Annotated in this window: 21 protein-coding genes, 1 tRNA gene and 5 pseudogenes; 19 read left to right on the top strand and 8 right to left on the bottom strand. The window is 47.9% G+C overall.

Annotated elements, in window-relative coordinates; translation table 11 throughout:
- Positions 1-41: 41 nt before the first annotated feature.
- The gene (locus CAGGBEG34_RS11775) at positions 42-299 is read left to right on the top strand and encodes a type II toxin-antitoxin system PemK/MazF family toxin (protein ID WP_320408622.1); all 258 of its coding nucleotides are present in this window, start codon (positions 42-44) and stop codon (positions 297-299) included.
- On the opposite strand, the gene CAGGBEG34_RS06525 is transcribed toward CAGGBEG34_RS11775, so the two are convergent.
- The 4 genes and pseudogenes from CAGGBEG34_RS06525 to CAGGBEG34_RS06510 all read right to left on the bottom strand — a co-directional run bounded on the left by CAGGBEG34_RS06525 (position 229) and on the right by CAGGBEG34_RS06510 (position 3,989).
- The gene (locus CAGGBEG34_RS06525) at positions 229-2,742 is read right to left on the bottom strand and encodes a DEAD/DEAH box helicase (RefSeq protein ID WP_006682975.1); all 2,514 of its coding nucleotides are present in this window, start codon (positions 2,740-2,742) and stop codon (positions 229-231) included. The two genes, CAGGBEG34_RS11775 and CAGGBEG34_RS06525, sit on opposite strands and share 71 nt — an antisense overlap.
- A gap of 205 nt (positions 2,743-2,947) precedes the next feature.
- Positions 2,948-3,177: pseudogene (locus CAGGBEG34_RS06520) on the bottom strand (addiction module antidote protein).
- A 75-nt stretch (positions 3,178-3,252) separates the two neighbouring features.
- A pseudogene (locus CAGGBEG34_RS06515) lies at positions 3,253-3,541 on the bottom strand (type II toxin-antitoxin system RelE/ParE family toxin).
- 187 nt (positions 3,542-3,728) lie between these two features.
- On the bottom strand, positions 3,729-3,989 hold the full coding sequence (locus tag CAGGBEG34_RS06510; RefSeq protein WP_042688258.1) for a site-specific integrase: 261 nt from the start codon (positions 3,987-3,989) through the stop codon (positions 3,729-3,731).
- 527 nt (positions 3,990-4,516) lie between these two features.
- On the opposite strand from CAGGBEG34_RS06510, the gene CAGGBEG34_RS06505 reads away from it, so the two are divergent.
- The 3 genes and pseudogenes from CAGGBEG34_RS06505 to CAGGBEG34_RS06495 all read left to right on the top strand — a co-directional run bounded on the left by CAGGBEG34_RS06505 (position 4,517) and on the right by CAGGBEG34_RS06495 (position 6,069).
- The gene (locus CAGGBEG34_RS06505) at positions 4,517-4,915 is read left to right on the top strand and encodes an IS1 family transposase (protein WP_102033296.1); all 399 of its coding nucleotides are present in this window, start codon (positions 4,517-4,519) and stop codon (positions 4,913-4,915) included.
- Between the two features lie 125 nt (positions 4,916-5,040).
- Positions 5,041-5,527 (top strand): annotated as a pseudogene (locus CAGGBEG34_RS06500) (phage virion morphogenesis protein).
- Positions 5,528-5,748: 221 nt separating this feature from the next.
- Positions 5,749-6,069, top strand: a complete 321-nt coding sequence (locus tag CAGGBEG34_RS06495) for a hypothetical protein (protein ID WP_042688257.1) — start codon at positions 5,749-5,751, stop codon at positions 6,067-6,069.
- Here CAGGBEG34_RS06495 and CAGGBEG34_RS06490 read toward each other — a convergent pair.
- The gene (locus tag CAGGBEG34_RS06490) at positions 6,023-7,591 is read right to left on the bottom strand and encodes an ABC transporter substrate-binding protein (protein ID WP_042688256.1); all 1,569 of its coding nucleotides are present in this window, start codon (positions 7,589-7,591) and stop codon (positions 6,023-6,025) included. The two genes, CAGGBEG34_RS06495 and CAGGBEG34_RS06490, sit on opposite strands and share 47 nt — an antisense overlap.
- Positions 7,592-7,625: 34 nt before the next feature.
- Entirely contained in the window at positions 7,626-8,414 is a 789-nt protein-coding gene (locus CAGGBEG34_RS06485; protein ID WP_006682971.1) for a transcriptional regulator, read from the bottom strand.
- An 872-nt stretch (positions 8,415-9,286) separates the two neighbouring features.
- Here CAGGBEG34_RS06485 and CAGGBEG34_RS11355 point away from each other — a divergent pair.
- The 4 genes from CAGGBEG34_RS11355 (at position 9,287) to CAGGBEG34_RS11055 (ending at position 10,880) form a co-directional block, all read left to right on the top strand.
- Entirely contained in the window at positions 9,287-9,646 is a 360-nt protein-coding gene (locus tag CAGGBEG34_RS11355; protein WP_203224845.1) for an RNA-dependent RNA polymerase family protein, read from the top strand.
- 90 nt (positions 9,647-9,736) lie between these two features.
- Positions 9,737-9,982: a reverse transcriptase domain-containing protein gene (locus CAGGBEG34_RS11770; RefSeq protein WP_238985009.1), complete on the top strand. Its 246-nt coding sequence runs from the start codon at positions 9,737-9,739 to the stop codon at positions 9,980-9,982.
- 93 nt (positions 9,983-10,075) lie between these two features.
- The gene (locus CAGGBEG34_RS11765) at positions 10,076-10,528 is read left to right on the top strand and encodes a group II intron maturase-specific domain-containing protein (protein ID WP_238985008.1); all 453 of its coding nucleotides are present in this window, start codon (positions 10,076-10,078) and stop codon (positions 10,526-10,528) included.
- Between the two features lie 103 nt (positions 10,529-10,631).
- Complete coding sequence (locus CAGGBEG34_RS11055; protein ID WP_158641819.1) at positions 10,632-10,880, top strand: hypothetical protein; 249 nt, start codon at positions 10,632-10,634, stop codon at positions 10,878-10,880.
- Between the two features lie 33 nt (positions 10,881-10,913).
- Here CAGGBEG34_RS11055 and CAGGBEG34_RS06475 read toward each other — a convergent pair.
- A tRNA-Asn gene (locus CAGGBEG34_RS06475) sits at positions 10,914-10,989 on the bottom strand.
- Positions 10,990-11,423: 434 nt separating this feature from the next.
- On the opposite strand from CAGGBEG34_RS06475, the gene CAGGBEG34_RS06465 reads away from it, so the two are divergent.
- From CAGGBEG34_RS06465 to mltB, 11 genes and pseudogenes are all read left to right on the top strand, one after another.
- Positions 11,424-14,051 (top strand): N-6 DNA methylase, encoded by a 2,628-nt coding sequence (locus CAGGBEG34_RS06465; protein ID WP_050009345.1) that lies wholly within the window; start codon positions 11,424-11,426, stop codon positions 14,049-14,051.
- Positions 14,005-15,129, top strand: a complete 1,125-nt coding sequence (locus CAGGBEG34_RS11345; protein WP_050009343.1) for a restriction endonuclease subunit S — start codon at positions 14,005-14,007, stop codon at positions 15,127-15,129. The genes CAGGBEG34_RS06465 and CAGGBEG34_RS11345 overlap by 47 nt, the downstream gene beginning before the upstream one ends.
- Positions 15,130-15,370: 241 nt before the next feature.
- Positions 15,371-16,144, top strand: a pseudogene (locus tag CAGGBEG34_RS10225) (IS1 family transposase).
- Between the two features lie 162 nt (positions 16,145-16,306).
- Positions 16,307-16,997, top strand: a pseudogene (locus CAGGBEG34_RS06460) (transposase).
- Positions 16,998-17,348: 351 nt separating this feature from the next.
- The gene (gene tmk, locus CAGGBEG34_RS06455; RefSeq protein ID WP_006682969.1) at positions 17,349-17,978 is read left to right on the top strand and encodes a dTMP kinase; all 630 of its coding nucleotides are present in this window, start codon (positions 17,349-17,351) and stop codon (positions 17,976-17,978) included.
- Positions 17,975-19,018 (top strand): DNA polymerase III subunit delta', encoded by a 1,044-nt coding sequence (gene holB / locus CAGGBEG34_RS06450; protein WP_006682968.1) that lies wholly within the window; start codon positions 17,975-17,977, stop codon positions 19,016-19,018. Before tmk ends, holB begins: the two co-directional genes overlap by 4 nt.
- Positions 19,019-19,360: 342 nt before the next feature.
- On the top strand, positions 19,361-19,879 hold the full coding sequence (locus CAGGBEG34_RS06445) for a GNAT family N-acetyltransferase (RefSeq protein WP_006682967.1): 519 nt from the start codon (positions 19,361-19,363) through the stop codon (positions 19,877-19,879).
- Positions 19,880-19,907: 28 nt separating this feature from the next.
- Positions 19,908-20,702, top strand: coding sequence for a TatD family hydrolase (locus CAGGBEG34_RS06440; RefSeq protein ID WP_042688255.1), 795 nt, complete (start codon positions 19,908-19,910; stop codon positions 20,700-20,702).
- A 23-nt stretch (positions 20,703-20,725) separates the two neighbouring features.
- A complete protein-coding gene (locus tag CAGGBEG34_RS06435) occupies positions 20,726-21,817 on the top strand; it encodes a mechanosensitive ion channel family protein (protein WP_006682965.1) in 1,092 nt (363 codons plus the stop codon).
- A 174-nt stretch (positions 21,818-21,991) separates the two neighbouring features.
- The gene (locus CAGGBEG34_RS06430; protein WP_006682964.1) at positions 21,992-23,023 is read left to right on the top strand and encodes an acyltransferase family protein; all 1,032 of its coding nucleotides are present in this window, start codon (positions 21,992-21,994) and stop codon (positions 23,021-23,023) included.
- 68 nt (positions 23,024-23,091) lie between these two features.
- The gene (gene mltB / locus CAGGBEG34_RS06425; RefSeq protein ID WP_081463772.1) at positions 23,092-24,255 is read left to right on the top strand and encodes a lytic murein transglycosylase B; all 1,164 of its coding nucleotides are present in this window, start codon (positions 23,092-23,094) and stop codon (positions 24,253-24,255) included.
- Here mltB and CAGGBEG34_RS09675 read toward each other — a convergent pair.
- The coding region (locus CAGGBEG34_RS09675) for a YadA family autotransporter adhesin (RefSeq protein ID WP_203224844.1) at positions 24,243-25,528 on the bottom strand (1,286 nt) is incomplete at its 5' end. The genes mltB and CAGGBEG34_RS09675 overlap by 13 nt on opposite strands.

Genomic DNA, 25,528 nt, shown 5'->3' with positions numbered 1-25,528 from the left:
CGCGTCTGGCTATCATTGTTCAGTAGGATCTCTTTGACGCACTGGAAAGCGTTTCCATATTGCCCCTAACCAGTTACCTTGAGGATGCGCCGGTTTTTCGTGTGGTGATTGAACCGACTGGGGGTAACGGGGTTTCCAAATTGTCACAAACGATGGTGGACAAAATGATGCCAGTTCGCAAGGAGCGCATCCGTGAGATGATTGGCGCGCTGGAATCCTACGAATTTTTCAATCCTGTTCTTCAAAAGGTACCAAATAATTGTCCATCAATTGATCAAATTTCAATGATGATTGCGTGAGTTGACGATCACATTCAGTCTCAAGAGCGACTCCTGAGAGTTGCGACTCACAAAGTGAGGAGAAGAGGGAGCGAGCATCCGATACCAAAGCAGCGAGTTTTTCATACGTTAAAGCATAAGTTGTTCCGGCCATCGCTGCCTTGGTGGCGTAATTCCCAGGATGTACACAAACACGCACGCATTGGTAGTCCTTGTAGTTTTCAGCGAACCACTCAGCAGCGACAAGAAGTTGCCCATGCTCTTCCTTCGTAAGCGCCTTTTCTGCCTTTTTCCGACTCTTTACCTCAATAACAAAACCAACCTTATTCGGCAATAGCCAGAGCACATCCGGCCCTTTGCCATTGTCATCATGCCGCTCTGAAGAGAGGCCAATCATGACAGCAAGCTTGGCTAATGCCTCCTCAAACTGATTTGCCGACGCATTACGATGTAAATGTATGGCGACATCCTCAAAAGACTGTAATAAGCCCCGTCTGAATCGATAGTGGCCAAATTGTTCGGCGATAGCTTTTGCTTGCGCGCCAGGAGGCAAAAGTGGTCGATAAGGAGGCAGAACTTTGGGTGTGAGAAGATTACGATTATGCGCGTATGCTTGACGCTGTAGGTCCTCTGACCGATCAGAATGACCCCACTGATTCGCAATTCGCGCTGCCAATTGCGCCATCCAACCACGGATCTGCGGGTCTAACGTCTCGGAATCGGTTAGAAATTTCTCAATCTTTGCCAGTGCTTGTTCGTGGTACCCATCGTGCCAAAGGTTGACTGCCTTTCTTTCCATGGCCGCTTGGTTAAATCGCAGCTTATCCGGCACTTCTTCGTCCACCAATTCTGCAAGTGTTTCCGCGTGATATTTGACCCAATCTTTATCGCGGCCAAAACTTTGTTGAATGGTCTGTATGAGATCCCCTGAGTCCTTTATTGCTCTGCTAATTTGCGCGCCCATCTCAAGCTGCGCTCTCGTGGCGCCAGTAAAGAATCTAAAATTGGTATCCTTTGAAACCCACCCTGCAAGGTTTGATCCCGCCAGAAGAACGACACAATGATCGCCGGATCCACGCGCTCCCCTGCCGATTCCTTGCTCGATTCGTTGCGCAAGCATGCGGGTAATGGTTGCTCCACCAAATAGGGCACTTGCCCGAAAAAGCTCGTAATTTGATGTCCCTGCGGGGAGGCCGCTCATGATCAGTAGGCGGCATGAGTTACCTGGGAGGTCAATCCCATCGTATCGATTCACGAACACGACGGGGCTAACCATCGTCCTTGCTTGCAATTCTGCCACACGCCTTTCCACACCTTGAGAGCCTTGCGCTATCGTGGCGGCTTCCGACCATTGGGCTGCGGCCTTGTCTGATGAAACGAGAACCACTACGCCGAGGTTTTGGTTCGTTGTCCATACCATAAGCTTTTTAATAGCTTCTTGTGCCTCGAGCTTGAGCTTGAATGGCATGAAGTCAGGAATCAAAATCATTCGTTCGCTCACACCCGCTAATGAGCGAGAAGTCAGTGGGTTTTGGGCTGATTGCGGGTCAGCATCGAAAGTACGCACAATCTCGCTATCATCGGCAATGGTTGCCGACATGTAAATGCGACGTGGTGCATCAACGAACGTTGGGAAGGCATTAACCAGAGGCAATATTGGCGTCAGCGTGAATGCATCGCGACTGATGAGCGCATGACAAAGATGCAATCGATCTCGTAAAAGCGGCCATACCAGCGCGTATTCCTCTCCATCTGATTTCAATTGTTCCCGAGCTGCATCGATTTGCTCATGCCAAGCCCAATAGGGCACCTCAAGCACAGAATATTCTGCGCCAGAAACGATGTCATCAAACGTACCAAGTTTATTTAGTTCTTTGAACGCCTTCCGGAATAAGTCAGTCAAACTTTCATATCGAGGTCGGTTTTTATTCGATCTGACATCGAGCGTAAAAGATTCGCGGACCACAGAAAATGCCGCATGTGCGTCATCAAGTATGACGGCGGATATCTGTTGGGGCTGAACTCCGCCACGAAGGCCAAACTTGCTTCGCCCATTGAACAGCGCTTTATATGTGCCCACCATGATGGCGTTACCATTAACGAAGTCATCGTTCAGCGGTTGCCCTCGTTCATACGGTACGGCGGAGATACCCAGTGCTTTTGCCTTCTCAAGCGTTTGATTGACAAGTTGCACTGTCGGCGCCAAATAAAGAACGGGTTCTCGTGTCTCGTTCAGAGTGGATTGAGCCATGAGAAGACCGACCAGTGTTTTGCCGCCACCTGTATGCAGTTTTAATACAACGTCACGTTCTTGGCGACGCTTGAACCAAGCCTGAAGGACTTCTGCCTGACTGGTGTAGAGGTCATTAATACCGCTAGGCTTCGGTAAGCGGCGAAAAATTTCCGTCGGTTCAATATCCCTAGATTTCGTTTTCTTGGTTTTTAGCTTGTCGAAGTCAACCATTGAAACTAGCCTGCTGTGGACTTGCTACGTTGCAACAGCCGGGACACCGTAGTCGGATGCACATTGAACAGTCGGGCGGTACTAGCAGCAGTCTTTTTACCAAGATTCACCAAATGCGCAATTTGCGTGATAGGAGTAAAGACAGCGAATAGAATCAAAAAAATCTAATTTTTTCATGATTTGAAAAACTTCGCCATGATGCAAATCAAGTCTGTGGCATAGGCTGAATATGCCAGCGCAAGCCCAGTGCTTTAATGACTTTCAATACGGTACCGAAGCTCGGATTTCCACTATCCGATAAGGCTTTGTACAACCTTTGCGCGTTAATCCTGTTTTTCTGGCCAGCGCCGCCATGCCCTGCGCGCGTGCGATGACTCCCAGCGCATGCACGATAAAGGCGGCATCATCCCCGCCCTCTTCCAGGCAAGCTTCCAGATAGGCCACTATATCTTCTTCAGATTGAAGATGCTCGGCAGAGTTCCAAGGACGGATTTTCACTTTGCTCATCACTCACTTTATATCGAGATTCGCTGCAAGTTCGCGCGCTTTGAGGATATCAGCCTGTTGCGTGGATTTGCTGCCGCCACATAGCAGAACGACCAGCACGGGACCGCATCGAGTGGTGTACATACGGTAGCCCGTAGTCAATGCGCAACTCGCTCATACCTCCGCTGACCGATTTAGCATCGCCTGGATTTCCCATTTGCAAACGGTCAATTCTGGCCTGAATCCGGTGCTTGGCTCGCCTATCCTTGAGCGTGTTAAACCAATCATCAAGGGCCTGTTGCCTAATAAAAATTGCATTTGGAGATGCCTTATTTTGTAGGCTCAAATTTCGCAAAAACGCCTAAAAACCCTATTAGGCAACAACTCTAAAGATATCGGTCATGTGTATGTCTAATATCGCGAAATTGTAAACTCAAGATGACGAACCGTAAACCAAAGTCTACAATTCTATGATATTCGGATGACTGCGAACAAATTGCCTACACTGGCTTCACCCGCTTCCGTCTCCCGCTCGCATGCCGCGCCCGCAGCTCGATGTCGATGTATTTATCGGTAATTGCACTCGAACTATGCCCCGCATTATCCCGCACGTGTTCTCTTGGCCAATGCTCCACATCCTCCGAAATACCTGTATGCCGGAGCCAATGCACCGTCGCCTCCGAGAGCGCCTCCGCTTCGTCCTGAAAGCCATCGGCTTCAAGCTTTGCTTTGGCCCGGTCAAAACAGTCTTGGACAATCACCCGAATCTAGCTGGTTGAAGGTAAGCGCTCAATTTTCCGCACCTCGCTTATTGCAGGTTGGAAGCGGAGTATGGGTGTCCACCCAAATTGAAGGTGGAATGTAATGAACGCCGCCCCTCTGCTCCGTGAGCGGTGAGAGGAATGGGAGAGTGTTCCCCAATAGATCTCTAGACTAAACTAAACGGTTTTTCAGTAGTTCTCAAAACAACAATGATAAGCTGCAAGCGGTGCACAGAAACAAAACACCTCATCAAGCGGGGGAGGATAAGAAGCCAACAAAGGTACTACTGCAAAACCTGTCAATATCACTTTATTCTAGGGGGTCGTCGGCAAGACAAAGGCTATCCTCCAGAGGCCAAGGCATTAGCGGTTTTGCTCTACGGCACGATGAAAAGCAGTTATGGGATGATTGCTCGGTTGTTAGGAACGACCCGTAAACGCGTCTATTTATGGATTAAAAAGGCGGGTCCTCAAATATCTGAACCTCTTATCTCTCAAGACATCACAGCCATTGAGTTCGATGAGATGTGGCACTTTATTCAATCAAAAAAAAGGTCTGGATCTGGAAAGCATTAGACCGTTATTCGAGAAAGTGTATAGCTTGGGTGGTCGGTCAGAGGGACGAAGCAACCTTTAGAAGGCTGTACGACAAGGTCAAACACCGATCAGCCCGCTATTTCACAGATGCTTGGGAGGTGTATCAAAAGGTCTTGCCCAGAGAGCAACATACGGTTGGGAAAGCCTATACCACCGCCATTGAGCAGGACAACGCCAATACCCGTCACTTCTTAGCCAGAATGACCCGAAGAACGAAGGTGGTGTCTAAATCCGCAGCAATGGTGGACTTGTCTTTGAGAATTCAGTATCACTTAGCAATGCCCGAAAACTATAGGCTTTGGCAAGCAAAGATTATGGGTATCTTTTAGGGAACCTCTCAGGAATGGAAGTAGACCCTCACAGGCCGACGGCATCGAAGTGTCAAAGATGGGAAGATCATAAAGATTTTCACAGACAAACCGGAGGGTTCGAAATGGAGCTTACGCCCGTTGGAATGGATATTGCAAAGCACGTGTTCCAAGTGCACGCCGTAGAAGCGTGGATGGGCGCGCGTCTTGCGCGTCTTCAGCCGAGCGCCCGCCGCCGGCTCGCGCGCACCCTCGCCGTTGCGCTGCGCCGTAGCCAGCAATCGCGCATCGCGGCGCAGCGCAATCCAGACGGCAGCGCATTTGCACCGCGTAAAGCGCGCGCACCCCTCCGCGCGGCTGCGCGAGAAAATGGGGCGCATTCGGCGCAAGCCTCAGGCGATGTTTGTCAAACTGCGCACCGCGCGCTTTTTAAAAAGCCAAAGCGATGCACGCGGTATCACGGTGGGCTTTACAGGCCGCGTCGCCCGCCTGGCGCGCGTGCACCACTATGGCGAAACCGATCAGGTCGCCCCAGGCGGGCCGGCCTATCGATATCCCGCCCGAAAATTATTAGGCTTCACGCCCGCTGATCGACAGATCATACGGGACAGGCTCCTGGCGTATTTAGCCTGATCCAGCGTCCCTGCCAGTGAATTTTTGGTTCGGTGAGCGAGAGGCAGGCCAACCCAACTATTCATCAGATATCAAATTTATTATTACGTGATTCTTTTCTTTTTCTTAGATTCTTTCTTTTAGGATCATGATCCAGCATTTTTCACCGTATCCCTTTATCCAGAACAAGTTGACGATAGCCGCCTAGGCACTCTGTTTTTGACATTGAATCTGGGGGAGATATGGACTTTCTTGATGAAGAAAAACTCAAGCTCTCTAAGCACGCAGCATTGATACAAGAAATCTATGAGGAGAAGTGTCTTCATCCAAGCAAGAATGACATTCTGAATTGCATCTATGAACTGCGGCCTGCAGGGCTTGCATCTCTCATTCTTCAATACTGGAATGAAGAGGATGTAACGTTTGGGAGCCGAATACGCGACAGATTTAAGCAAGATTTTTTAGAGGTTGCACAAATTGAGGCGCTTTGGAAGAGGAAGAATGGAACGCTAGAAGTTATTTCAGGCCAACCCCAGAAAAAATCGTCGGGCCAAGAGGATTGATTTTGAAGCCTGTCACATTTTTATGAATCGGCTGGTAAACGGCAGAATAAGCAATGGGCGTAAACGGCTGTTCTTGTTTAAAAATTCTCTGCGCTTTTAAATAGAATTGTGTGCGCTCGTCAATATCGACCGTTTGAACCGCTTTCTGAATTAGATCGTCAAAGGCCTGATTGCGCCATCTTGAGTAATTGATACCGTTGCGCGCTGCGTTAGAACTCAGCATTTGAAGCCAAATATCAGGATCAGGGAAAGTGCCAATCCCACCGATCAGCAATACATCGTGCTCACCATTGATTGCACGTTTAATAAACTCGCCCCATTCATGGGTCACAATTTTTGATTGAACTCCGATCTTTTTCCAGTCTGACTGAATCATTGCAGCTGTTAACTGCGGGTTTGGATTCGTCCCAATCGAGTGCGGACTCCACAGAGAAAGTGTAAAGCCGTTTGGATAGCCTGCCTCTTTCAACAAGGCTTTTGCTTTTTCAAGATCGCGCGGCGCGTCTTGCAGCGTTTTGTCATACGACCATTGCAACGGCGGCACCGGCGCAACCGCGATTTGTGCGCGCCCTGCATACACTTGATCAATGATGGCCTTTTTGTCGATTGCCATATCGAGCGCTCGACGCACCCGCACATCACCCAGAGGCTGATGCGTGGTGTTGTAAGCCAGATAGCTCATATTGAAGCCTGCTGATTGAGCCACCTGAATGTTGGGATCGCGTTCAAGCGCGGAAATATCTGTTAAACGCGGGTTGCTGATGACTTGACATTCATTCGCCTTGAGCTTCTGTACACGCACCGCCGCGTCTGGCGTGATATCAAAGATGAGTCTGGACAACTGCACTTCATCGGGTTTCCAATATTCGGGATTGCCCTTGAACCGAATCGTTGCGTCCTTCACATATTCCTGAAAAATAAACGGGCCCGTACCCACGGGCTTCCAACTGATATTGGATGGATCCCCCTCTTTGAGCAATTGCGCGGCATATTCGGCAGACAAAATCGACGCAAAAGGTGCCGCTAGCTTAGATAAAAAGGGCGCATGAACCGTATTCAGCGTAAATCGCACGGCATGACCTTCATCCAGCGCTTCAATCCTGGAAATGATTTTGTCTAAACCAAAGTGATGGAAACTTATAAATTCAACTGGATAGGCTTTACGAAATGGCATGTTGGGATTGCGCATCCGCTCGAAAGTAAACAAAACATCTTCAGCATTGAACTCGCGCGTCGGCTTAAACCAAGGCGTGGTATGGAATTTCACTCCGCGCCGCAGATAAAAAGTGTAAACCTTGCCGTCTTTTGAAATGTCCCATCGCTCAGCGAGGCTGGGTTCAAGTCTCGTCTCTCCGCGCTTGAAATCGACTAATCGGTTATAAAGGGGGGAGGAGTGTGTTGTGTACTCTGGAATGGATCGGGCTTGGTTCGCGTCGAAGCCTGTTGGGCTAGCGTCAAAACAATAGACGAGCGTTTTATCCAGGACCGCTGCGTTGCTATTTGATATTGCATGGGTGCACATGAGCAAAATTAGACTCCCTAGAATCAGGTTACTTTTAAATGTATACATACAAGTTCTGCTTATTCTCAGGTATCGCGGGCAGTTTGAGCAGCACATCATGCAGGGTGCACGACGTTAATTTGTTCTGGATGCTTGCGACATTATTGTTCACTGTTGGAACAGAACATTCAAGTTTCTTGGCTACTATTTTACGCCTAGAATCATCCCGCATCGAAAGTAAAACTTGCATTTCTTTGTGGGTCGGTTGACTGCAAAAATATTTTCCTAATTTAAAATGCTCCAGCGTCTTTTGGATTGCTTTCTTTGTGGGATAGAATCCTTGATAAAGTTGAAATACCCTTGAGCAATGCAAGTGACAAGTTAAATCCTGAAAGACTGTAAGTAGAGCAACCACTTTTTTGCTCACTTGATTTGAAAGAGGAAATTTAATAAGTCTGTGAAATCTAATAATTCCATTAAAATCAAGAGTAGTTCGATTGATGCCTATGGGACGCCTACTGAATATTGATTGATTTTCAATACTTTCTGTCTTTTCTGTATTTTTTATCTCATCAGAGATAACAATAGAATCAATATTCAGCCTATCCCTTCTTTGGGTTACATCCTGGACCCAAAGTTCTCGCGGGTTAACGCCAATTAAGTCATGAGTGGATTCAAAACCGTTCCTACTCGCCATCTGAAAATTGGCAATCAGATGTTTTTTAGTGCATACGTCTCTTAAATGGGCTGGTTCAAAATAGCTCTCGATGAAATCCGATAGAAATTCACCTCTGCAACTAAACCTTTTGAGATCAAGCGGAATCTGAGCAGTATTAGTATTCATAGGGTTCACCTAACCGACGAGAATCCTTACAAAAGACTAAAACTAACCCCATTTTTCAGTAATGTGTGAACTTGTAAATTATAAAATTATCTTTTCCAGTTAAAAAACCAGATACGCTTCCACTTCCACCTTCCACCCTCTTTAAGAAGCGCAGACATTGCGCAGGCTAAGCGCAAGCGAATAAAAAAACGGACAATAGTAAAACGCTCAGATCAAACCGCGTAGGCAACTTCTATTTCTTACTCGGAGCAGAATGACGGACGCTCGGCTTTTTGGATGTACCGCTGAATGCTAGACTCAGAACACGATTCGCATGCTTTGTTTCCGTGTGTGCCAAGGACGTGGGCATAGCCTTAAAAATGCCCACGATGCTTGACCGAAGATGAGGGAAGGCCCCTCGAGATCGACTTGCAGGAGTAGGTCTCAAACCGCCACGAGCTGCAAAGGTTAAGAGCCTTGGTGGTGAGCGTCGTGGAAAAGGCAAAGATGAACTTTGCGAGGTGAGAATCAAAGAGACAAGCGAAAGCGAACTGCTGAAGACGTGTCGTAAAAAGTAAAGGCGCTGTCAAAACCAGAAGGACGGATTATTCTGGGACGAGGTTGAGCGAAGCCTGCTGACGGCTCAATCGGCATCCGGCATAAAGGTGGTGTGACTGTGATTCAGGCTTGGGTAAGGAACTTGGGAATTTCTTTGTCGCCCTAATGCCAAGGAAGAAATTCAAGCGCAAGGACTGCGCAAGATGAGAGTACCGACGCGGGGCACAGGGGCGGAAGTGCTCGTATTAGGGAGGAAGGTTCTGTCATGGAACTGGACCGAAGGGGCACTATCGGCCAGCTTGATCACGCTGGCAACTTGAAAGAGAAGGACTAGCATGAACCAAGCAAAACCATTTGATATTTCCAAACGCATGGTGTGGGAAGCTTACCCGCAAGTGAAGGCGAACCGCGGTGCGGCGGGAGTAGACGGGCAGTCGATCAAAGAATTCGAGATAGAGGAGGTAAACCATCTGTATCGACTCTGGAATCGGCTGGCGTCAGGCAGTTATTTTCCGCCGCCGGTGCTGCGTGTAGAGATACCGAAAGCAGGCGGAAAGAGACCGTTGGGAGTGCCCACCGTCTCCGACCGAATTGCGCAGACGGTAGTCAAACGCTACCTTGAACCGCTCGTGGAACCGATGTTCCATGAAGACTCGTATGGATATCGCCCAAGGCGGTCGGCGCATCAAGCATGAGCGGTAGCTAGGCAGCGGTGCTGGCGTGATGCCTGGGTATGAGACCTCGACATCGAGAACTTCTTTGGCAGTATTGACTGGAAGCTTTTGATGCGGGCGATACGCTGTCACACCGCTTGCAAATGGGTACTGCTATATCTGGAGCGTTGGCTGAAAGCACCGGTACAAATGCCGGACGGAACGTTGATGCAGCCTGATAAAGGAACGCCACAGGGATCGGTAATCAGCCCCGTGATAGCTCATCTATTCCTGCACTATGCATTTGACCAATGGATGCGAAAGCATCATCCGAATGTGCCGTTCGAGCGTTACGCCGACGATGCCATCTGTCACTGAGAGAGCGAAGCGCACGCGCGCGAGCTTTGGCAGCAACTGGAAGGACGATGAGCAGAATGTAAGCTGGAACTGCATGAGGGCAAGACCAAGATCGTGTACTGCAAACAAGCGCGCAGAGAAGAAGATGACCGGAACTGTCAATTTGACTTTCTGGGCTATACCTTCAGGCCGCGTAGGGTGACAGATCGGATGGGTAAGCGGTTCGTTGGATTCGTACCGGCCATCAGCGACAAGGCAGCCAAAGCGATGCGGCAAGAGATGCGGCGTGATGGGGTGCTGCGTCGCTATGATTTGAGCCTGAACGAGCTAGCGGCGCGAACACGACCGAAGCTGTTGGGTTGGATGCAGTATTACGGGCAATTCTATCGGTCAGCATTGGTCAATACGCTGCGTACCATAGATGAAGCACTAGTACGTTGGGCGCGACGGAAATACAAACGTCTGCGACACCATAAGATGCGAGCCTGGGCTTGGTTGAACGGCGTTAAATCCCGCCAGCCAGGGCTGTTCGCGCACGGGTCGTTGAAGACAGTGGTTGGACGATAAGAGCCTGATGAATCGAGAGGTGCACGTCGGGTTCTGTGAGAGCGTGAAGGTGCGATCTCTTTGCGCTACTCGACTCGTCTATTCTGTGCATAGGGAAGAGTGAATGAAGCGCCTTTCCGAAGATTCCGAAGATGAGGAAGACCCTGTGAAAGAATTCGTGCGCTCAGTGCGCTTTGATATCGAAAGTGAGGCGCACAAAAACTCGAACAGCCCCGCGGCGGGGAGAGTCAGACTGTCCATCAACCGAAGCGTTTCTATGAGCCTGCTGCATGCAAAATCAGTATCCCGACGGGAAGAGGTTTGCAGAAATATTAGACAATCTCATATTTTGTCTAAAAACGGATTTAAATAATCTGTCAAATTCCGCTGAAATCCTTATCCACCTTGGCTCCCCGAGCAGGACTCGAACCTACGACCCACGGATTAACAGTCCGTTGCTCTACCAACTGAGCTATCGGGGAATAAATAAGGAATTTATATAAATATAACGCGAGTGTCAATGACATGTATAAGGTGGTAGTGTCTCAGTTTGAAAGTTATATTTTTGACCGCTCAAGCATACTCTTCTATAATAGGGTCATGAATAAGCCTAAAAGACCTCGTGACCCAAATCAACTAGCTAAGCTCATCGTGGATATTGCGACGGGTGAGGCTATCCCTCCTGAAAATGAACCTTCGAAGAAAAATCCTGCTGCTGTTGCACTTGGTCGGCTGGGGGGGGGTAAAGGGAGGGAAGGCTCGTGCAGAAAAGCTCACTCCTGAGCAGAGGTCGAATATTGCGAAGAAAGCCGCCAAAAAAAGATGGCAACATAAAAAATAATCAATACAGATAGGGTTTGACAAAATAACTTCCCTCCAATTAACCTATAGATATTCTAGTATATCAAGTTAGCATATGAGTAAAAAGATACTTCAAATACTTGGTTTTAAACCCAAAGAAAATGTTTCAGATATTTTTATAAAAAAATACGTGGGCAGTTATGTTATTGAGGTTGATTTTGAAAATGAAATATTCAATTACGGCAAAAAAATAAAAGCAGAAAATAAAACAACTCAAAACTTTTCTCAGGCAGAAAACTGGGTTGTTTTAGAATGCGTGGATAGATTACTTGAAAAAGGCTACAAGCCCGAAAATATTATTTTAGAAAAAACCTGGCCAGCAGGGCATGGAACAAGCGGGCGTTTAGATGTTTGTGTTACCCGTAACGATGGCTCAGAATATCTTTTAATAGAATGTAAAACCTACGGTAAAGAACTTGAAAAATCTTCTGCCCGTTTACATAAAGACGGAGGTCAACTATTCACTTATTTCAAATTCAGCAATAAAGCAGATATTATTATACTTTATGCCTCTGAATTAAAAGGCAATGAGATTGTTTATAAAAATGAGATAATAAAAATTGAGACCGACTATCGTGTAGGCGATGCGAAGGATTTTTATGAAAAATGGAATAAACTTACTAAAGATAATGGCGTTTTTGAAGAATGGGTAAAGCCTTATAATTACGAAAGCAAAGCGCTTACGTGTAAGCAACTTAAACCTATTCAGCAGGAAGATAGCGGATTTATCTTTAACCGCTTTTTAGAAATTCTACGCCACAATGTGGTTTCTGATAAACCCAATGCCTTCAATAAAATTTTCACTCTGTTTTTGTGCAAGGTTTATGATGAAAAAGCAACCAAAGAAAATGAGGAATTAAAATTTCAATGGCTGGAAGGCAAAGACGATAACATCAGCTTTCAACTACGCTTAACCGACTTGTACAAAGCGGGAATGAAAGAATTTTTAGACAAAGAGGTAACCGATTTTTCTGATGAACAGTTTGAAAACGAATACGCTTCTTTATTTGTAGGCAATGATGAGCTTAAAAGAAAATTTAAAGAAAACGTTATCTACAAACTTCGCCTCGAAAAAAACAATGAGTTTGCCATTAAAGAAGTTTACGACGAAAAATCGTTTACCGAAAATGCCAAAATCGTAAAAGAGATTGTTGAATTATTACAAGGCTTTAGAATACGCTATAACAAGCGCCAGCAGTACTTATCTGATTTTTTTGAATTACTTCTTACAACAGGGTTAAAACAAGAATCAGGACAATTTTTTACACCTGTGCCTGTAGCTCAATTCATTATTAAAAGTTTACCTATAGATACACTAGTAAATGAAAAAATTGAAAAAGGTGAACGTAACAACTTGTTACCTTATATAATTGACTACGCGGCAGGCAGCGGGCATTTTCTTACAGAAAGTATGCACGAAATACAGCGCATCATTGATGAAAAAAAACCGAACGATTTTATTGACGAAACAAAAAAGAAATTAAAGGCCTGGCAGGAAGATCATTTTGATTGGGCTACACAATATGTATACGGCATAGAAAAAGATTATCGCCTGGTAAAAGTAGGTAAAGTAGGCTGCTACCTGCATGGTGATGGGCTGGCTAATGTTATTTTAAGCGATGGTTTAGCTAATTTTAAAAACACTAAAGAATATAAAGATTTATTTAAAAAAACCGATGCGAATTTCCCGAAAGAAAATAAACAGTTTGACATCGTAATTTCAAACCCGCCTTATTCAGTTTCGGCATTTAAAACACCTGCGCGTAGCTACTATACCGAAAAGGATTTTGACTTATACGACGGCCTTACAGATAACAGCAGTGAAATTGAATGCCTGTTTATAGAGCGCACCAAACAATTACTTAAAGACAGGGGCATGGCGGGTATTATTTTGCCCAGCTCTATTTTAAGCAACACGGGTATTTATACCAAAGCCCGCGAAATTATTTTACAATATTTTGAAATTATTGGCATTACCGAACTGGGCAGTAATACCTTTATGGCAACAGGCACTAATACCGTTGTGTTGTTTTTGCGAAGAAGAAATAATTACGACAGCATTAACCTGAAAAAAGCGGCAGATAAATTTTTTACCGACCATAAAGATGTTACCCTAAACGGCATAGAAAAGCCGGCAAGTAAATATGTAGCACACGTTTGGGAAGGCATTGCTTTTAATGATTATATTACTTTACTGAAAAAAGAACCCAACAAAACTATTGAACAACACGAGATCTATAAGGAATACCGCAAAAAACGAAAAGCAAAAAACGAAGCCGATTTTTGGAAACAAGTCTTAGAACGTGAAGCAGAAAAACTATTTTACTTTATTTTAGCTTACCCCCAACAAGTAGTACTGGTAAAAAGCGGGCAGAAAGATGATGAAAAATGCTTTTTAGGTTATGAGTTTAGTAACCGCCGTGGTAGTGAGGGCATACACCCAATACAACGTGGCAAAACCATTGCCGATTGCACTAAATTATTTGATGAGGAAAATTTTGAAAACCCCGAAAAAGCAAGCACTTATATTTATAAGGCCTTTAAAGGTGATTTAAAAAAAGAGGTACACCCAAGCCTGCAACAAAACATTAGCCGCCATGCTTTGGTAGATATGTTAACCTTTGACCGCGTGGAATTTGAAAAAAACATTTCCACTTCGGTTAAAAAAAAAAGTAAAGATTGAAAGTAAGTACGAATTTTCGGAAATAAAGGACATAGCAAACTTTATTGGTAAAGGGAAACGCCCAGCTTCCTTTGTCGATGATAAAGGAAGCTTTCCTTTTGTCGGTTCATCACCTACATTAAAAAAATGTAACGCGTTTGATTATGATTTTGAAGCATTACTTATAGGAGATGGAGGTACTGCAAATATTCATTATATCAATGGAAAATTTTCTGCTTCAGATCACACATATATTATTACGAAAAAAAATGTTTTGCTTAAATATATCTATTATTTTCTGTCTCAGAATTTAAGCCTTTTGGAGCAAGGATTTAAAGGGCAATCATTAAAAAATATTTCAAAAAGTGATGTTGAAGCTTTAAATGTCCCTGTTCCACCCCAAGAATTACAAGCAAAGATTATAGATGAAATGGATAATTTAAAAAAACAGGAAGATAAGATAAGAGAGGAGATACAGAAACTTAAAAATTCATTTGTGGAACTTTTTCAAGATGAAAATTATACACACAAAAAATTAAATAATATTGTTTCTTTTAAAAATGGGCTGAATTATTCTCGAAATAGTTTTGGGGAAGTAATAAATATTATTGGAGTAAGAGACTTTCAGAATAATTTTTCACCGGATATTAAGTCGCTAGAAAAGGTACAAATTGATAGACAATTATCGGAAGAATATGAGCTGAAACCAAAAGATATTTTAGTTGTAAGATCAAACGGCTCGGCAAATTTGGTCGGTCGATTTTTATACATCGACGACTTGCTAAATGGAAAAATTTCTTTTTCAGGTTTTACAATTAGGATAAGATCATTAAATGATGAGGTTAATTCAAAGTTTTTGTGCCATTATCTTAGAACGGATATTGTAAGAAATGAACTTATAGGAAATAGTAAAGGCTCTAATATCAAAAGTCTTAATCAAACTTTATTGTCTTCTATAAAAATTCCTGTTCCATCACTTCGTGAACAGCAAAAAATAGTTGCAGAAATTGAAAAAATAGAGAGCAAAATTAGCACCTTAGAAAAAGAAATTGCTGATTTGCCAAAACAGAAGGAAGCTGTTTTGAAACGATATTTATAATGATAAAAAAACTCAAGCTTAAGTGAAATTTTAAAATAAAGTGAATAGTATGAGTAAATGCGAACTGGAAAAAATAAAAAAGAAGACTGGGAGCTTGCAAACAAGATATTTAAAAGTTTGCAAAACGCTATGAAAACTACTCAAAATCCACCTCCTTTGGTCAATCATTAATTGAGCTACAAATACTTCTAATTGAATTTTATGCTTGACTGTTCATGCTATATTTTGTATAATATAGGGCGTGAATAAATTATCATTACAAAAACAAGCTCAAATCCTATCTTGCCTGGTCGAAGGAAATAGCTTGCGTTCTACTAGCCGCATGGCTAACGTATTCCATTAATACCGTTACTAAACTATTAGTAGAGGTTGGGCAGGCTTGTTCTGAATATCAAGATAAAGCTTTGCGTAATTTACCCTGTAAGCACGTCCAAGTAGATGAAGTCTGGGCTTTCTGCTATGCTAAACAAAAAAATGTTGTTACTGCTAGAAAAGCCGTAGAGGGTGCTGGAGACATTTGGACAGGGACGGCGATTTGCGCTGATACTAAACTTATTCCTTCATGGGCTGTAGGAAATCGTGATGCTGAAACAGCAAAACCCTTTATAGAAGATTTAGCATCACGCTTAAAAAACAAAATTCAATTAACCAGTGATGGACTTAAAGCCTATATAGAAGCCTGCAAATGATGAAAAGCGTTATAGCCCTAGTAACTATGTAGGTGCTAAGAAAACAATTATTACGGGTAACCCCGATTTTGAAAAGGTATCCACCAGCTACGTTGAACGCCAAAACTTAACGATGCGCATGGGTATGCGTCGCTTTACTCGATTAACAAATGGGTTCTCAAAGAAAGCTGAGAACCATGCTCATGCTGTAGCTACATTTTATGTATTATAACTTTGGCCGTATTCATAAAACCTTACGAGTAACCCCAGCAATGGAAGCTGGAATAACTGGTCATGTATGGACGCTTGAAGAAATTGCAGCTTTAGCCGATAAGAATTCAAACTGAGACACTACCTATAAGGTCAATATCTGTTGAAATGTACTGAAAACTAACCTGGAACAGTTTGATTTTTTACGGTGGTTGGGGTTTCCCAGTAGGAACGGTTCCACTGGAGGGTACCTGGATGATCCAAGAAATGGGCCTGTTAATGTTTCCCGCTTTTTACAGATGTTTTTTGGAATTTTGGCGCTGCCTGCAGCAGGGCGATTAAAGCCGGTGGAGACTTTTATAGAGGAAACCCAAAAAGTGCAGATCAGGCCCTTTTTGGGTGAACGGGCGGGATGGATTGCGCCGTACGCGCCGGCAGGGAAAAGGGGACATCCGCCTTTCTCAGTCGAGACGTTGCTTCGGATCCACTTTTTGCAGCAGTGGTTCGGTCTGTCAGATGCGGCGATGGAAGAAACGCTGTACGATCTGCCGCTGTACCGTGTATTTTCGGGAACAGATGTTTTCGAAGATCAACGCTCTGCTGCGCGAGAAGGGGTTGATGCTGCGTTCGGGTACGGTCGTCGATGCCGCGCTGATCAACGCGCCGAGTTCGACCCAGAACCGGCGCAAGGCGGGCGACCCAGAAATGCATCAGACCAGGAAAGGCCAGCAGGGGTACTTTGGGATGAAAGCGCACATCGGCGTGGACGCCGACTCTGGCCTTGTGCACCGGTCCGAGGCACTGCAGCGCATGTTCAAGCCCTGCATCCGCGCTAAAGCGGAACACCCTGTCCGGGGCATCAAGCGCCAGTTTGGCTACGCCAAGGTGCGCTATCGTAGCTTGCGCAAAAATACCGCTCAGCTTATGACGCTCTTTGCCTTGGCTCATCTATGGATGGCGCGGACAGAACGATTAGCCCGCGCATCATGAGTGCGGCTACAGCAGGGCCCGGATCAGGCAGAAAAATGGCGCACAGGTTCGCCAAATAAACAAAAAATTCTCAATGACTGGGGGCGCTGGCCGACTGACCGGGATTCAACTCCAAAAGCTTACAAAGTTTCGCTTTATGCAGTCCTTCCCTAGAAAGACTTGTTTATGTGTGCGCTTACGCGACAGGCTCGGGCCTGGATTTATGGGTGTCATCGGATATCTCTGCAATAGAGGGATTCTCTCAAGCATATAGGCCAAGCTTTATGCAGTCCTTTCCTAAGTGTAGTACTGTCAGATTAAGTCTTGGCTAATACAATTTTTTTCGTCGATTTTTGACTTCTATTCAACACAATGGATCAACCCACGCGCGGGCAGTGGATTACATTCGAAGGCATCGATGGCGCGGGGAAGTCAATGCAGCTGTCATGGTTCAGTGAACGTCTTTTAGAGCGCTTAAAACCGTTTGGTATTTCATTGCTCACCACGCGCGAGCCGGGCGGCACGCCGCTCAGTGAAACAATACGCGAATGGCTGCTGCGCCAGCCGATGCAATTGGAAACAGAAACCTTGCTGATCTTTGCGGCGCGGTCTGAGCATCTTGCCACGGTGATTCAGCCCGCGCTTGAGCGCGGCGACTGGGTGCTCTGCGACCGTTTTACCGATGCGACATTCGCGTATCAGGGCGGCGGGCGCGGTTTGGCTTGCGCCCGGATTGCCGCTTTGGAGGCGTGGGTACAGCAGGGTCTGCAGCCTGATCTGACAGTGCTGTTTGATATTCCAGCGGAGATTGCAAGCGCCCGGCGCGGCGCTGTCCGGACGCCGGATAAATTTGAATCCGAATCTCACGCCTTCTTTACGCGGGTGCGCGATGCATACTTGCGCCGCGCGCGCAAGGCTCCGCATCGCTTTGTGCGCATCGATGCAACGCGCAGCGTTGAAGAAATTCGTCAGACGCTCGAAAAAATGATTGAGAAGCTTTGAATATTTCGATTTATCCTTGGCAGTCTGATGACTGGCGCCGCGTGCAGACATTGCGCGCGCGCTGGCCGCACGCGCTATTACTGCATGGTCCCGCTGGCATTGGCAAATCCAGTTTTGCGCGCCGCCTCGCCGCCTCGCTCGTCTGCGAGACGCCATTGAGCGGCGGCCAGCCTTGCGAACGTTGTATGGCATGTCACTGGTCTGCGCGCGGCACTCATCCCGATATCCGCTTTGTCTGTCCCGAAAATAAAGCGGAATCGGCAAAAGGCAACGCAACGGCTTCCACAGGCTCTACCGCCGAAAAAGCGCGCGTCCAGAGCGCGGAAATTAAAATCGAGCAGGTGAGGGCGTTGATTGATTTTTGTTCTCTGAGCGCGCATCGCGGCGGGCGGCGGGTGGTTGTGCTCGCGCCCGCCGAAAGCCTGAATGCCGCTTCCGCAAACGCGCTGCTCAAAACGCTGGAAGAGCCGCCGCCAGAGGTCGTATTTTTACTGGTCTGCGCGCGTCCGGATATATTACCGGCGACGATCATCAGCCGTTGCCAGCGCTGGCCGATGCACGCGCCAGCGCGCGCGGACGCGCTTGTCTGGCTCAACAGTCAGGGTATCCATAATGCCGGCGAGGTCTTGGCCGCCGCTGGCGGCGCGCCTCTGGCCGCGCGCGCCGGCGCGCAGGATCCACCGGCATCCGCGCGCCGTTTTATGCTCGATCAACTGGCCGCCGGCGCGCAGTGCGATGCCTTTGCCTGCGGAGAAAGGCTGCAGAAAGCGCCGGTCTCGGACGTATTAGGTTGGCTGCAGCGCTGGCTCTATGATCTGCTTGCACAATATTCGGCCCGCCGGCCGCGTTATTATCCAGGTGAGGCTGAAGCGCTGAAGCGCTGCGCGCAATCTCTGAATACGCGGCAACTGCTGCGCTATCTCAGGCATGTCAACGCACAGCGCGCGGTCGAACATCATCCATTGAATACAAGACTGGTGATTGAAGTCATGTATTCTGAATACCGCGCGCTTTTCTCAGAACCTGTCCACAAATTGTAGCGAGCGGGCGGAAGGCTTGGAGGGCCCGCCGGAACGCTGCCTGAGGGGCCCGCGAAGCGGGATCGGTTTGTTGCGGCGGGCCAAGCCGCGCGGTAAGCCGGCGGGCAATGCGCCGCTCTGGGGTCGCCTCCATCGCGCAGCGATGGCAGACCTGCCCCGCCCTGCGCGGCGCAGGAACCGGAATGTATATGGAATACACGGGGATTCCGAGCACCGACCGACGTAGCATGATGCCCGCGCAGTAGATTTGTGGGCAGGTTCTCAGAATCATTTAAATTTATTGCTGCATCTCTTGAAATAATTCAAATAGAATGCTGTGTTTGCTGAATTTCAGAAGGCGCAATGAATTTCTCTGTCCGCAACGCCACGTTGAATGATTTGCCTGCGATGGTGGAAATCTACAACGAGACGGTGCCAAGCCGTCAGGCCGCAGGCGATCTTGAACCCATTAAGCCTGAGAGTATGCTGACGTGGTTTCAGATGCACACTCCACAGTTGCGTCCGATTTGGATTGCCGAGGCTGCATCGGGCCAAATGGCGGGCTGGCTGAGCTTCTCGGATTTTTATGGACGTCCGGTGTACTGTGCTACCGCAGAACTGAGCATTTATATTGATCCAATGTGGCGCAGGCAGGGCTTAGGCCGGCAATTACTGACACGCGCGCTTGAATGCGCGCCCTCATTGGGTCTTGAAGCCTTGCTTGGCTTTGTGTTTGCACATAACCTCTCAAGTCTGAGACTCTTTTATGCACTGGGTTTTGTGGACTGGGGACGATTGCCGCGCGTTGCCAAACTGGACGGTATTGCAAAGGATGTGCTGATTGTCGGGCGCAATCTGACTGAAAAATGCTCTGGCTCTTAAACACGAAAAATCCGTTCTGAGCGCCCTTATGTTTGTCGATTCACATTGCCATCTAAATCTAAAAGGTTTGGCTGAACGTGTGCCGCAGCTGCTGGACAATATGCGCGCGCATTCCGTCAGCCATGCATTATGCGTGGGCATTGACCTGGAAGCTTTTCCAGAGGTGCTGGCACTCGCACAACGACACAATAATGTATTCGCTTCGGTGGGCGTGCATCCGGCGGATGCCTCCGTGCAGGAGCCAGATGTTGACGGGCTTGTGCAGCGCGCGGCGTCTTCTAAGGTGGTGGCCATTGGGGAAACGGGGCTGGATTATTTCCGTCTGGAAGGGCGCACACTAGATGCCGCGGAATGGCAGCGCAAACGTTTCCGCACGCATATCCGGGCCGCGCGCGCACTGCGCTTACCGCTGATTATTCATACGCGCGCGGCGATTGAGGATACGCTGATCCTCATGCGCGAAGAGGGCGCCGAGGAAGTCGGCGGGGTGATGCACTGTTTCACTGAAGGCTGGGATGCGGCCCAGGAAGCGCTCGCGCTGAATTTCCATATCTCCATATCCGGCATCGTCACTTTCAAAAACGCATCCGCAGTGCAGGAAGTGGCGCGGCGCGTTCCGCTTCAGCGTTTATTGATTGAAACAGATTCGCCTTATCTCGCACCGGCGCCGCATCGCGGGGCAGTCAACGAGCCTGCCTTTGTCCATTATGTGGGGCGCTTTGTTGCTCAATTGCGCGGTGAGACTGAAACTTCAATTGCGACGGCAACCACTGAGAATTTCTTCACGCTTTTTAAACGCGCTTGCACGTTCACGCATATATAAACAGTTCAACTAGGGTGGAGGGGATGCTTTTTTCTGACTTCTTGCAAAAAATTGCGATTGCGCCTTCTTCATGGGCGGGCGTAGCGATGATCACTATTATCATGCTATTGATCGGGCTGGCCGCGCATCGGATAGGCATGACGGTCCTGACGCGTCTGGCGCGAACGCGCGCTATACCGTCGATCATGCTGCGCGCAATTCATTCGCCGACCCGATACCTACTTGTGCTATGTGCATTGCAAATGGCCTGGCAAGAGGTGCCGCCCAAGTTGTCGCTCATTGTATGGCTGCGCGATATGAGCGGCTTCGCACTCATCGGCGTATTGTCCTGGTTTGGGATGCGCATGGTGATGGCTGCTGGAGAAACCATTACTTATCTGCATCCCATTGATGTCTCAGATAATTTGAACGCGCGACGCATTCATACGCAGGTGCGTGTGCTCACGCGTATCGTAATGGCGATTGTGGGTCTAATTGGCCTCTCCTCCATTTTGATGTTGTTCCCGGCAGTGCATCGGATTGGCGCGACTTTGCTTGCTTCCGCTGGGGTAGTTGGATTGGCTGCCGGTATTGCCGCCCGGCCAGTGCTGGGTAATTTGATTGCCGGCCTGCAAATCGCGCTGACCCAACCCATCAGACTGGATGATGTGGTCATCGTCGCAGAGGAGTGGGGGCGGATTGAAGAGATCCACAGTAGTTATGTGGTGGTCCGTCTATGGGATCAACGCCGTTTGATCGTACCGTTGCAATGGTTTATCGAAAACCCGTTCCAGAATTGGACGCGTACCAATGCCCAGATTATCGGCAGCATATTTTTGTGGGTCGATTACCGTTTGCCGCTTGAGCCGTTGCGCGATGAGTTGGTCCGCTTATGCAACGCTGCGCCTGAATGGGATCATCGCGCGCAAGTGCTTCAGGTGACCGATACAAGTGAACGTGCGATGCAGCTTCGAGTGCTGGTCAGTTCGGCAAACTCGGCTCTGAACTGGGATCTGCGCTGTAAGATCAGAGAAGGCTTGATTGAATTTATTCAGCGTCATTATCCATCCTATCTGCCGCATATGCGCATTCATACGCAAGAGCAAGGCAGTGCTATTGGAAGTCCCACATGTTAAAGACAATCATTCCAGGCTCTCCTTACTATTTATTGGATGTTTTCTTCTTGAGTGTTGTTTTCTTCGAATTAAATGCTGCTAATTAATATTATGTTAAGTTGTGGGGCGACTGAAGGCAGGTTCAACAGGTTAACAAGTAAAATAAGTTTTCACACAGGCAGTTACCCAAAATAGATGCAGTCGTTTACAAGAAATAACAATTTTGATTTCATTCGCATCTTTGCTGCCTTTCTCGTTCTGTTCAGTCATCAGTTTGCGCTTACGGGGCGTTCTGAACCCGATTGGGGCGTGAGTCACAGCTTGGGCGGAATTGGCGTATTGATTTTCTTTTCATTGAGCGGTTTTCTAGTCGCCCAAAGCTGGGAACGGGATCCAAATATTGTGCGTTTTGCGGTGCGCCGTTTTTTGCGCATTTGGCCTGGGTTGTGTGTTGTCACGCTCTTAGCGGTATTTGCGCTTGGCCCGCTGATTTCGACAGTTTCCGCCAAACAATATTTCCTATCTGCTGAAACGCGCGACTATTTTTTGACATTAAAGCTGACGAAGGCTCGGTTTTTCTTGCCAGGCGTTTTTGATGGGAATCCGCATCAACGGTCAGTGAATGGTGCACTCTGGACGATTCCGCTTGAAGTCCGGTGGTATGCAATCTTGTGCCTGCTCGGCCTTTTGGGTGTACTCAAACGCCGATGGCTGCTGCTTGCCGGCCTATTGATTTTCGCGTGCGATGTGTTTGGTTTTCATCATGCAGAACACAATCCAAACAGAGTGTTCAACCAGGAATTCGGCCTCTTTTTTATGTATGGCGTGTGTATGCACGTCTTTCGCTCCGTTTGGGAATCCAAGCCTCTGTTTATTGGCGCGGCGCTCTGCGCATTCTCTGCAGCGTTTGGGGGCTTGGGACATCCCTATATTGCGCTGTTTATTGCCTTGCCTTATGGCGTGATTCTGTGCGGCGCCGCATCGACGCCTGTGATTCGGAGATTTGGACGGTTTGGAGATTTGTCATATGGCGTATACATTTATGCCTTTCCTGTGCAGCAAACAATGGTCTGGCTGACCGGGAATAAAATAAGTTTTATCAATGGCTTAAGCATGGCGATCATTTGTACAACCGTACTTGCACTGGCTTCATGGCATTGGGTTGAGCGGCCGATGCTTTCCTTGAAGCGCAGGTTGCAACCAAGGAAACCAGAAATTAAGCATTGATTTTTCACGTGGACTCATCTGACCTACCTCTTGCGGGCGGCTTCTTCCGGAGTTTGAGCATTTTTAACATGATTCGTTTTTCTTCCAAACTCTTTTTTCTTAAGCGCATCCCATCATTTTTTATAAGCTCTGCGCTGGTGGCGCATGGCCATACTGCGCTCGCCCAAAGCCAGCCCGAACGCTCTGTTGGGCAGGGCCAGAATCTTGAGGAAGATATTACCCTGCGGCGTTATGCGAACCATCCGGCGGTCGATGCTTTTATCAGTGAAATGGCGGCGCGTCATGACTTCGACGCGCACGCGCTCCGCCGTCTATTCGCACGCGCCCGTTATTCTGCGACCTCTGCAAAGCAGGTCATGCCGGTCGCGTCGCCTGAACAGCAGCGCAATTGGCATGTATATCGGTCAAGCTTCCTGGATGAGAAGCGTATTCGCGCAGGCGTGCGCTTCTGGCGCGCGCATCAGGCCGTGTTGCGGCGCGCTGATCGCGCATTCGGCGTACCGCCTGAGATCATTGTCGCAATCATCGGCGTTGAATCATTTTATGGCCACCAAATGGGCAATTTCCACGTGCTCGACGCGCTGACGACGCTGGCCTTTGATTATCCGCCTGCGCCGAACCGGCTGGAACGCGCCCGCTTATTTCGTCAAAATCTTGAAGATTTTTTAGTCTGGACGCGCGATATCGGACTGGATCCAACGCGCGTTTTGGGATCGTATGCGGGTGCAATCGGTATGCCGCAGTTCATGCCAAGCAATATCCTTCAATATGCGCGCAGCGATGAACCAAACCGCCCGCCTGAGCTGACAGGCGCAGCGGATTCCATTCTCAGCATTGCCCATTATCTGCGGCGATACGGCTGGGAAGCCGGCCGTCCGGTTGTCTGGAACATTGGAGTGGACTCCGGCAGCCAGCGCATTGCGCAAGCCACAGCCGATGGCCGTCCTGAGCCGCATCACACGCTGGGACAATTGTTGCAAGCGGGCCTATTATTAAATAAAGCCTTTTTAGACCTCCGCGCCGAGCTGGATACACCCGTCACGGTTGTTGACTTGCCAACGCCCGGCCAGCCGGTCGAGTATTGGCTCGGATTGTGCAACTTTTATATCCTGACCCGCTACAACAAAAGCTTTTTCTACGCCGCTGCGGTTTATCAACTGAGCCAGCGCCTCAAACAACGCTTCAAACCTGCGATGACTCAGAACCTGTTCAAAAGTTCTCAAAACTCATAGCCGATATGAGCGCGCAACCCCGTATCTCCGCTTGATGTCACCGATATCGCACTGTTGATTAACCAATGTGCGTTATAGGAACGGTAGGCGAGCCCCACCGCAAGCGCGCGCCCGCTCTTATAGCTGCCCGCTCCTGCGGCAACAATGGTGTGTCCTGGCCCCGATGGCGTCAGATCTGGCATCGCCATTGCGGCTGCAATCCCGGCGTAGGCCGCCTTTCCAATCTGATTCAGCTCAGCCTGGACATGATTCATTGCATTTTGCACCGTTGCAAAGCGCTCATCGGTATATTGTTGCGCTTGTTCGACTGTATGACTTAAACCCTCGTTGAGTTGTTTGAGATTGACTGCATCCGTATCTTTAGTAGCCGCTTTCACATGCGTAATTTGCCGTTCATGGCCTTCCGAGCCTACTGAGACCGTTTGACTACGTTCGGCAACGGAGCCATCGCCGAGTGCAACTGAATGATCTCCGGATGCGCGCGTATTAGCCCCGAGCGCAGTGCCGTTTTTACCCGTGGTCCATGCACCCTCTCCCGCGGCAAACCCTTCCGAGCCGGGCGCAACAGAGGGTTTTTGGCGAATATTTTCATGTGCAATGGCGTCATCATGGATGTGGTCCGGTGTGTTATTGCGATGATCAGGAACATCGCGAACCGGCGGCGTATCATTGAGCGCATCCAGTTTATGCTCTATATCCGTCGCCCGCTTATCTAGGCCATTCACTCTCTGCTGCAATGTAAAAAACTGAGAGCCGTTGATGGCCTCCCGAGAGTCCTTGTTAATCGCACCCGCAGCAATCCCTGTCAGAATACGGGCGGAAACCTCGCCATTCCTCAAGCCACTTCGGATACCTGAAAAATCGATCCTTTCACTCTCCTGCGTCCGGGCAATCGTAATAGCGCCGGTTTTTTCATCTTTTGAAATCCAGTCCGTTCCTTCGCGGGGAGGGGATTGGTGATACTTTTTCAACCAGAGGACCTCTTGAGTATTCTTTGCCACACGTTCATCCAGCGCTTTGATTTCTGAAGCATGCGTTGTGATTTGTGTATCGAAATCGCTGATTTCGTCGTTCAGTTGCCGAATACTCTGACTGTTATCAGTAATGCGCCCATCAAATCCACTGACCTGATCATTTAAGCGCTGGATTTCAGTTGTATTATGGCCAATGTCCTGCTTGGTCTGATCAAGCGTACGCTTATTAATCGCATCGAAATCATTTTCCGGATCTGCCACGCCGGCAAGAACGCGCGCCGCGGAGCCATCCAGTCCAG

This window comes from Candidatus Glomeribacter gigasporarum BEG34 (assembly GCF_000227585.1).
Classification (GTDB): domain Bacteria; phylum Pseudomonadota; class Gammaproteobacteria; order Burkholderiales; family Burkholderiaceae; genus Glomeribacter; species Glomeribacter gigasporarum_B.
This window is presented reverse-complemented; position numbering and strand designations above follow the sequence as displayed.

Coding starts and splice junctions, on each gene's coding strand:
- CAGGBEG34_RS06525 (WP_006682975.1), bottom strand. CDS start 2,742: ATGGTTGACTTCGACAAGCTAAAAACCAAGAAAACGAAATCTAGGGAT.
- CAGGBEG34_RS06495 (WP_042688257.1), top strand. CDS start 5,749: ATGGACTTTCTTGATGAAGAAAAACTCAAGCTCTCTAAGCACGCAGCA.
- CAGGBEG34_RS06490 (WP_042688256.1), bottom strand. CDS start 7,591: ATGTGCACCCATGCAATATCAAATAGCAACGCAGCGGTCCTGGATAAA.
- CAGGBEG34_RS06485 (WP_006682971.1), bottom strand. CDS start 8,414: ATGAATACTAATACTGCTCAGATTCCGCTTGATCTCAAAAGGTTTAGT.
- CAGGBEG34_RS11355 (WP_203224845.1), top strand. CDS start 9,287: ATGAACCAAGCAAAACCATTTGATATTTCCAAACGCATGGTGTGGGAA.
- CAGGBEG34_RS11770 (WP_238985009.1), top strand. CDS start 9,737: ATGCGGGCGATACGCTGTCACACCGCTTGCAAATGGGTACTGCTATAT.
- CAGGBEG34_RS11055 (WP_158641819.1), top strand. CDS start 10,632: ATGAAGCGCCTTTCCGAAGATTCCGAAGATGAGGAAGACCCTGTGAAA.
- CAGGBEG34_RS06465 (WP_050009345.1), top strand. CDS start 11,424: ATGAGTAAAAAGATACTTCAAATACTTGGTTTTAAACCCAAAGAAAAT.
- tmk (WP_006682969.1), top strand. CDS start 17,349: ATGGATCAACCCACGCGCGGGCAGTGGATTACATTCGAAGGCATCGAT.
- CAGGBEG34_RS06445 (WP_006682967.1), top strand. CDS start 19,361: ATGAATTTCTCTGTCCGCAACGCCACGTTGAATGATTTGCCTGCGATG.
- CAGGBEG34_RS06440 (WP_042688255.1), top strand. CDS start 19,908: ATGTTTGTCGATTCACATTGCCATCTAAATCTAAAAGGTTTGGCTGAA.
- CAGGBEG34_RS06435 (WP_006682965.1), top strand. CDS start 20,726: ATGCTTTTTTCTGACTTCTTGCAAAAAATTGCGATTGCGCCTTCTTCA.
- CAGGBEG34_RS06430 (WP_006682964.1), top strand. CDS start 21,992: ATGCAGTCGTTTACAAGAAATAACAATTTTGATTTCATTCGCATCTTT.
- mltB (WP_081463772.1), top strand. CDS start 23,092: ATGATTCGTTTTTCTTCCAAACTCTTTTTTCTTAAGCGCATCCCATCA.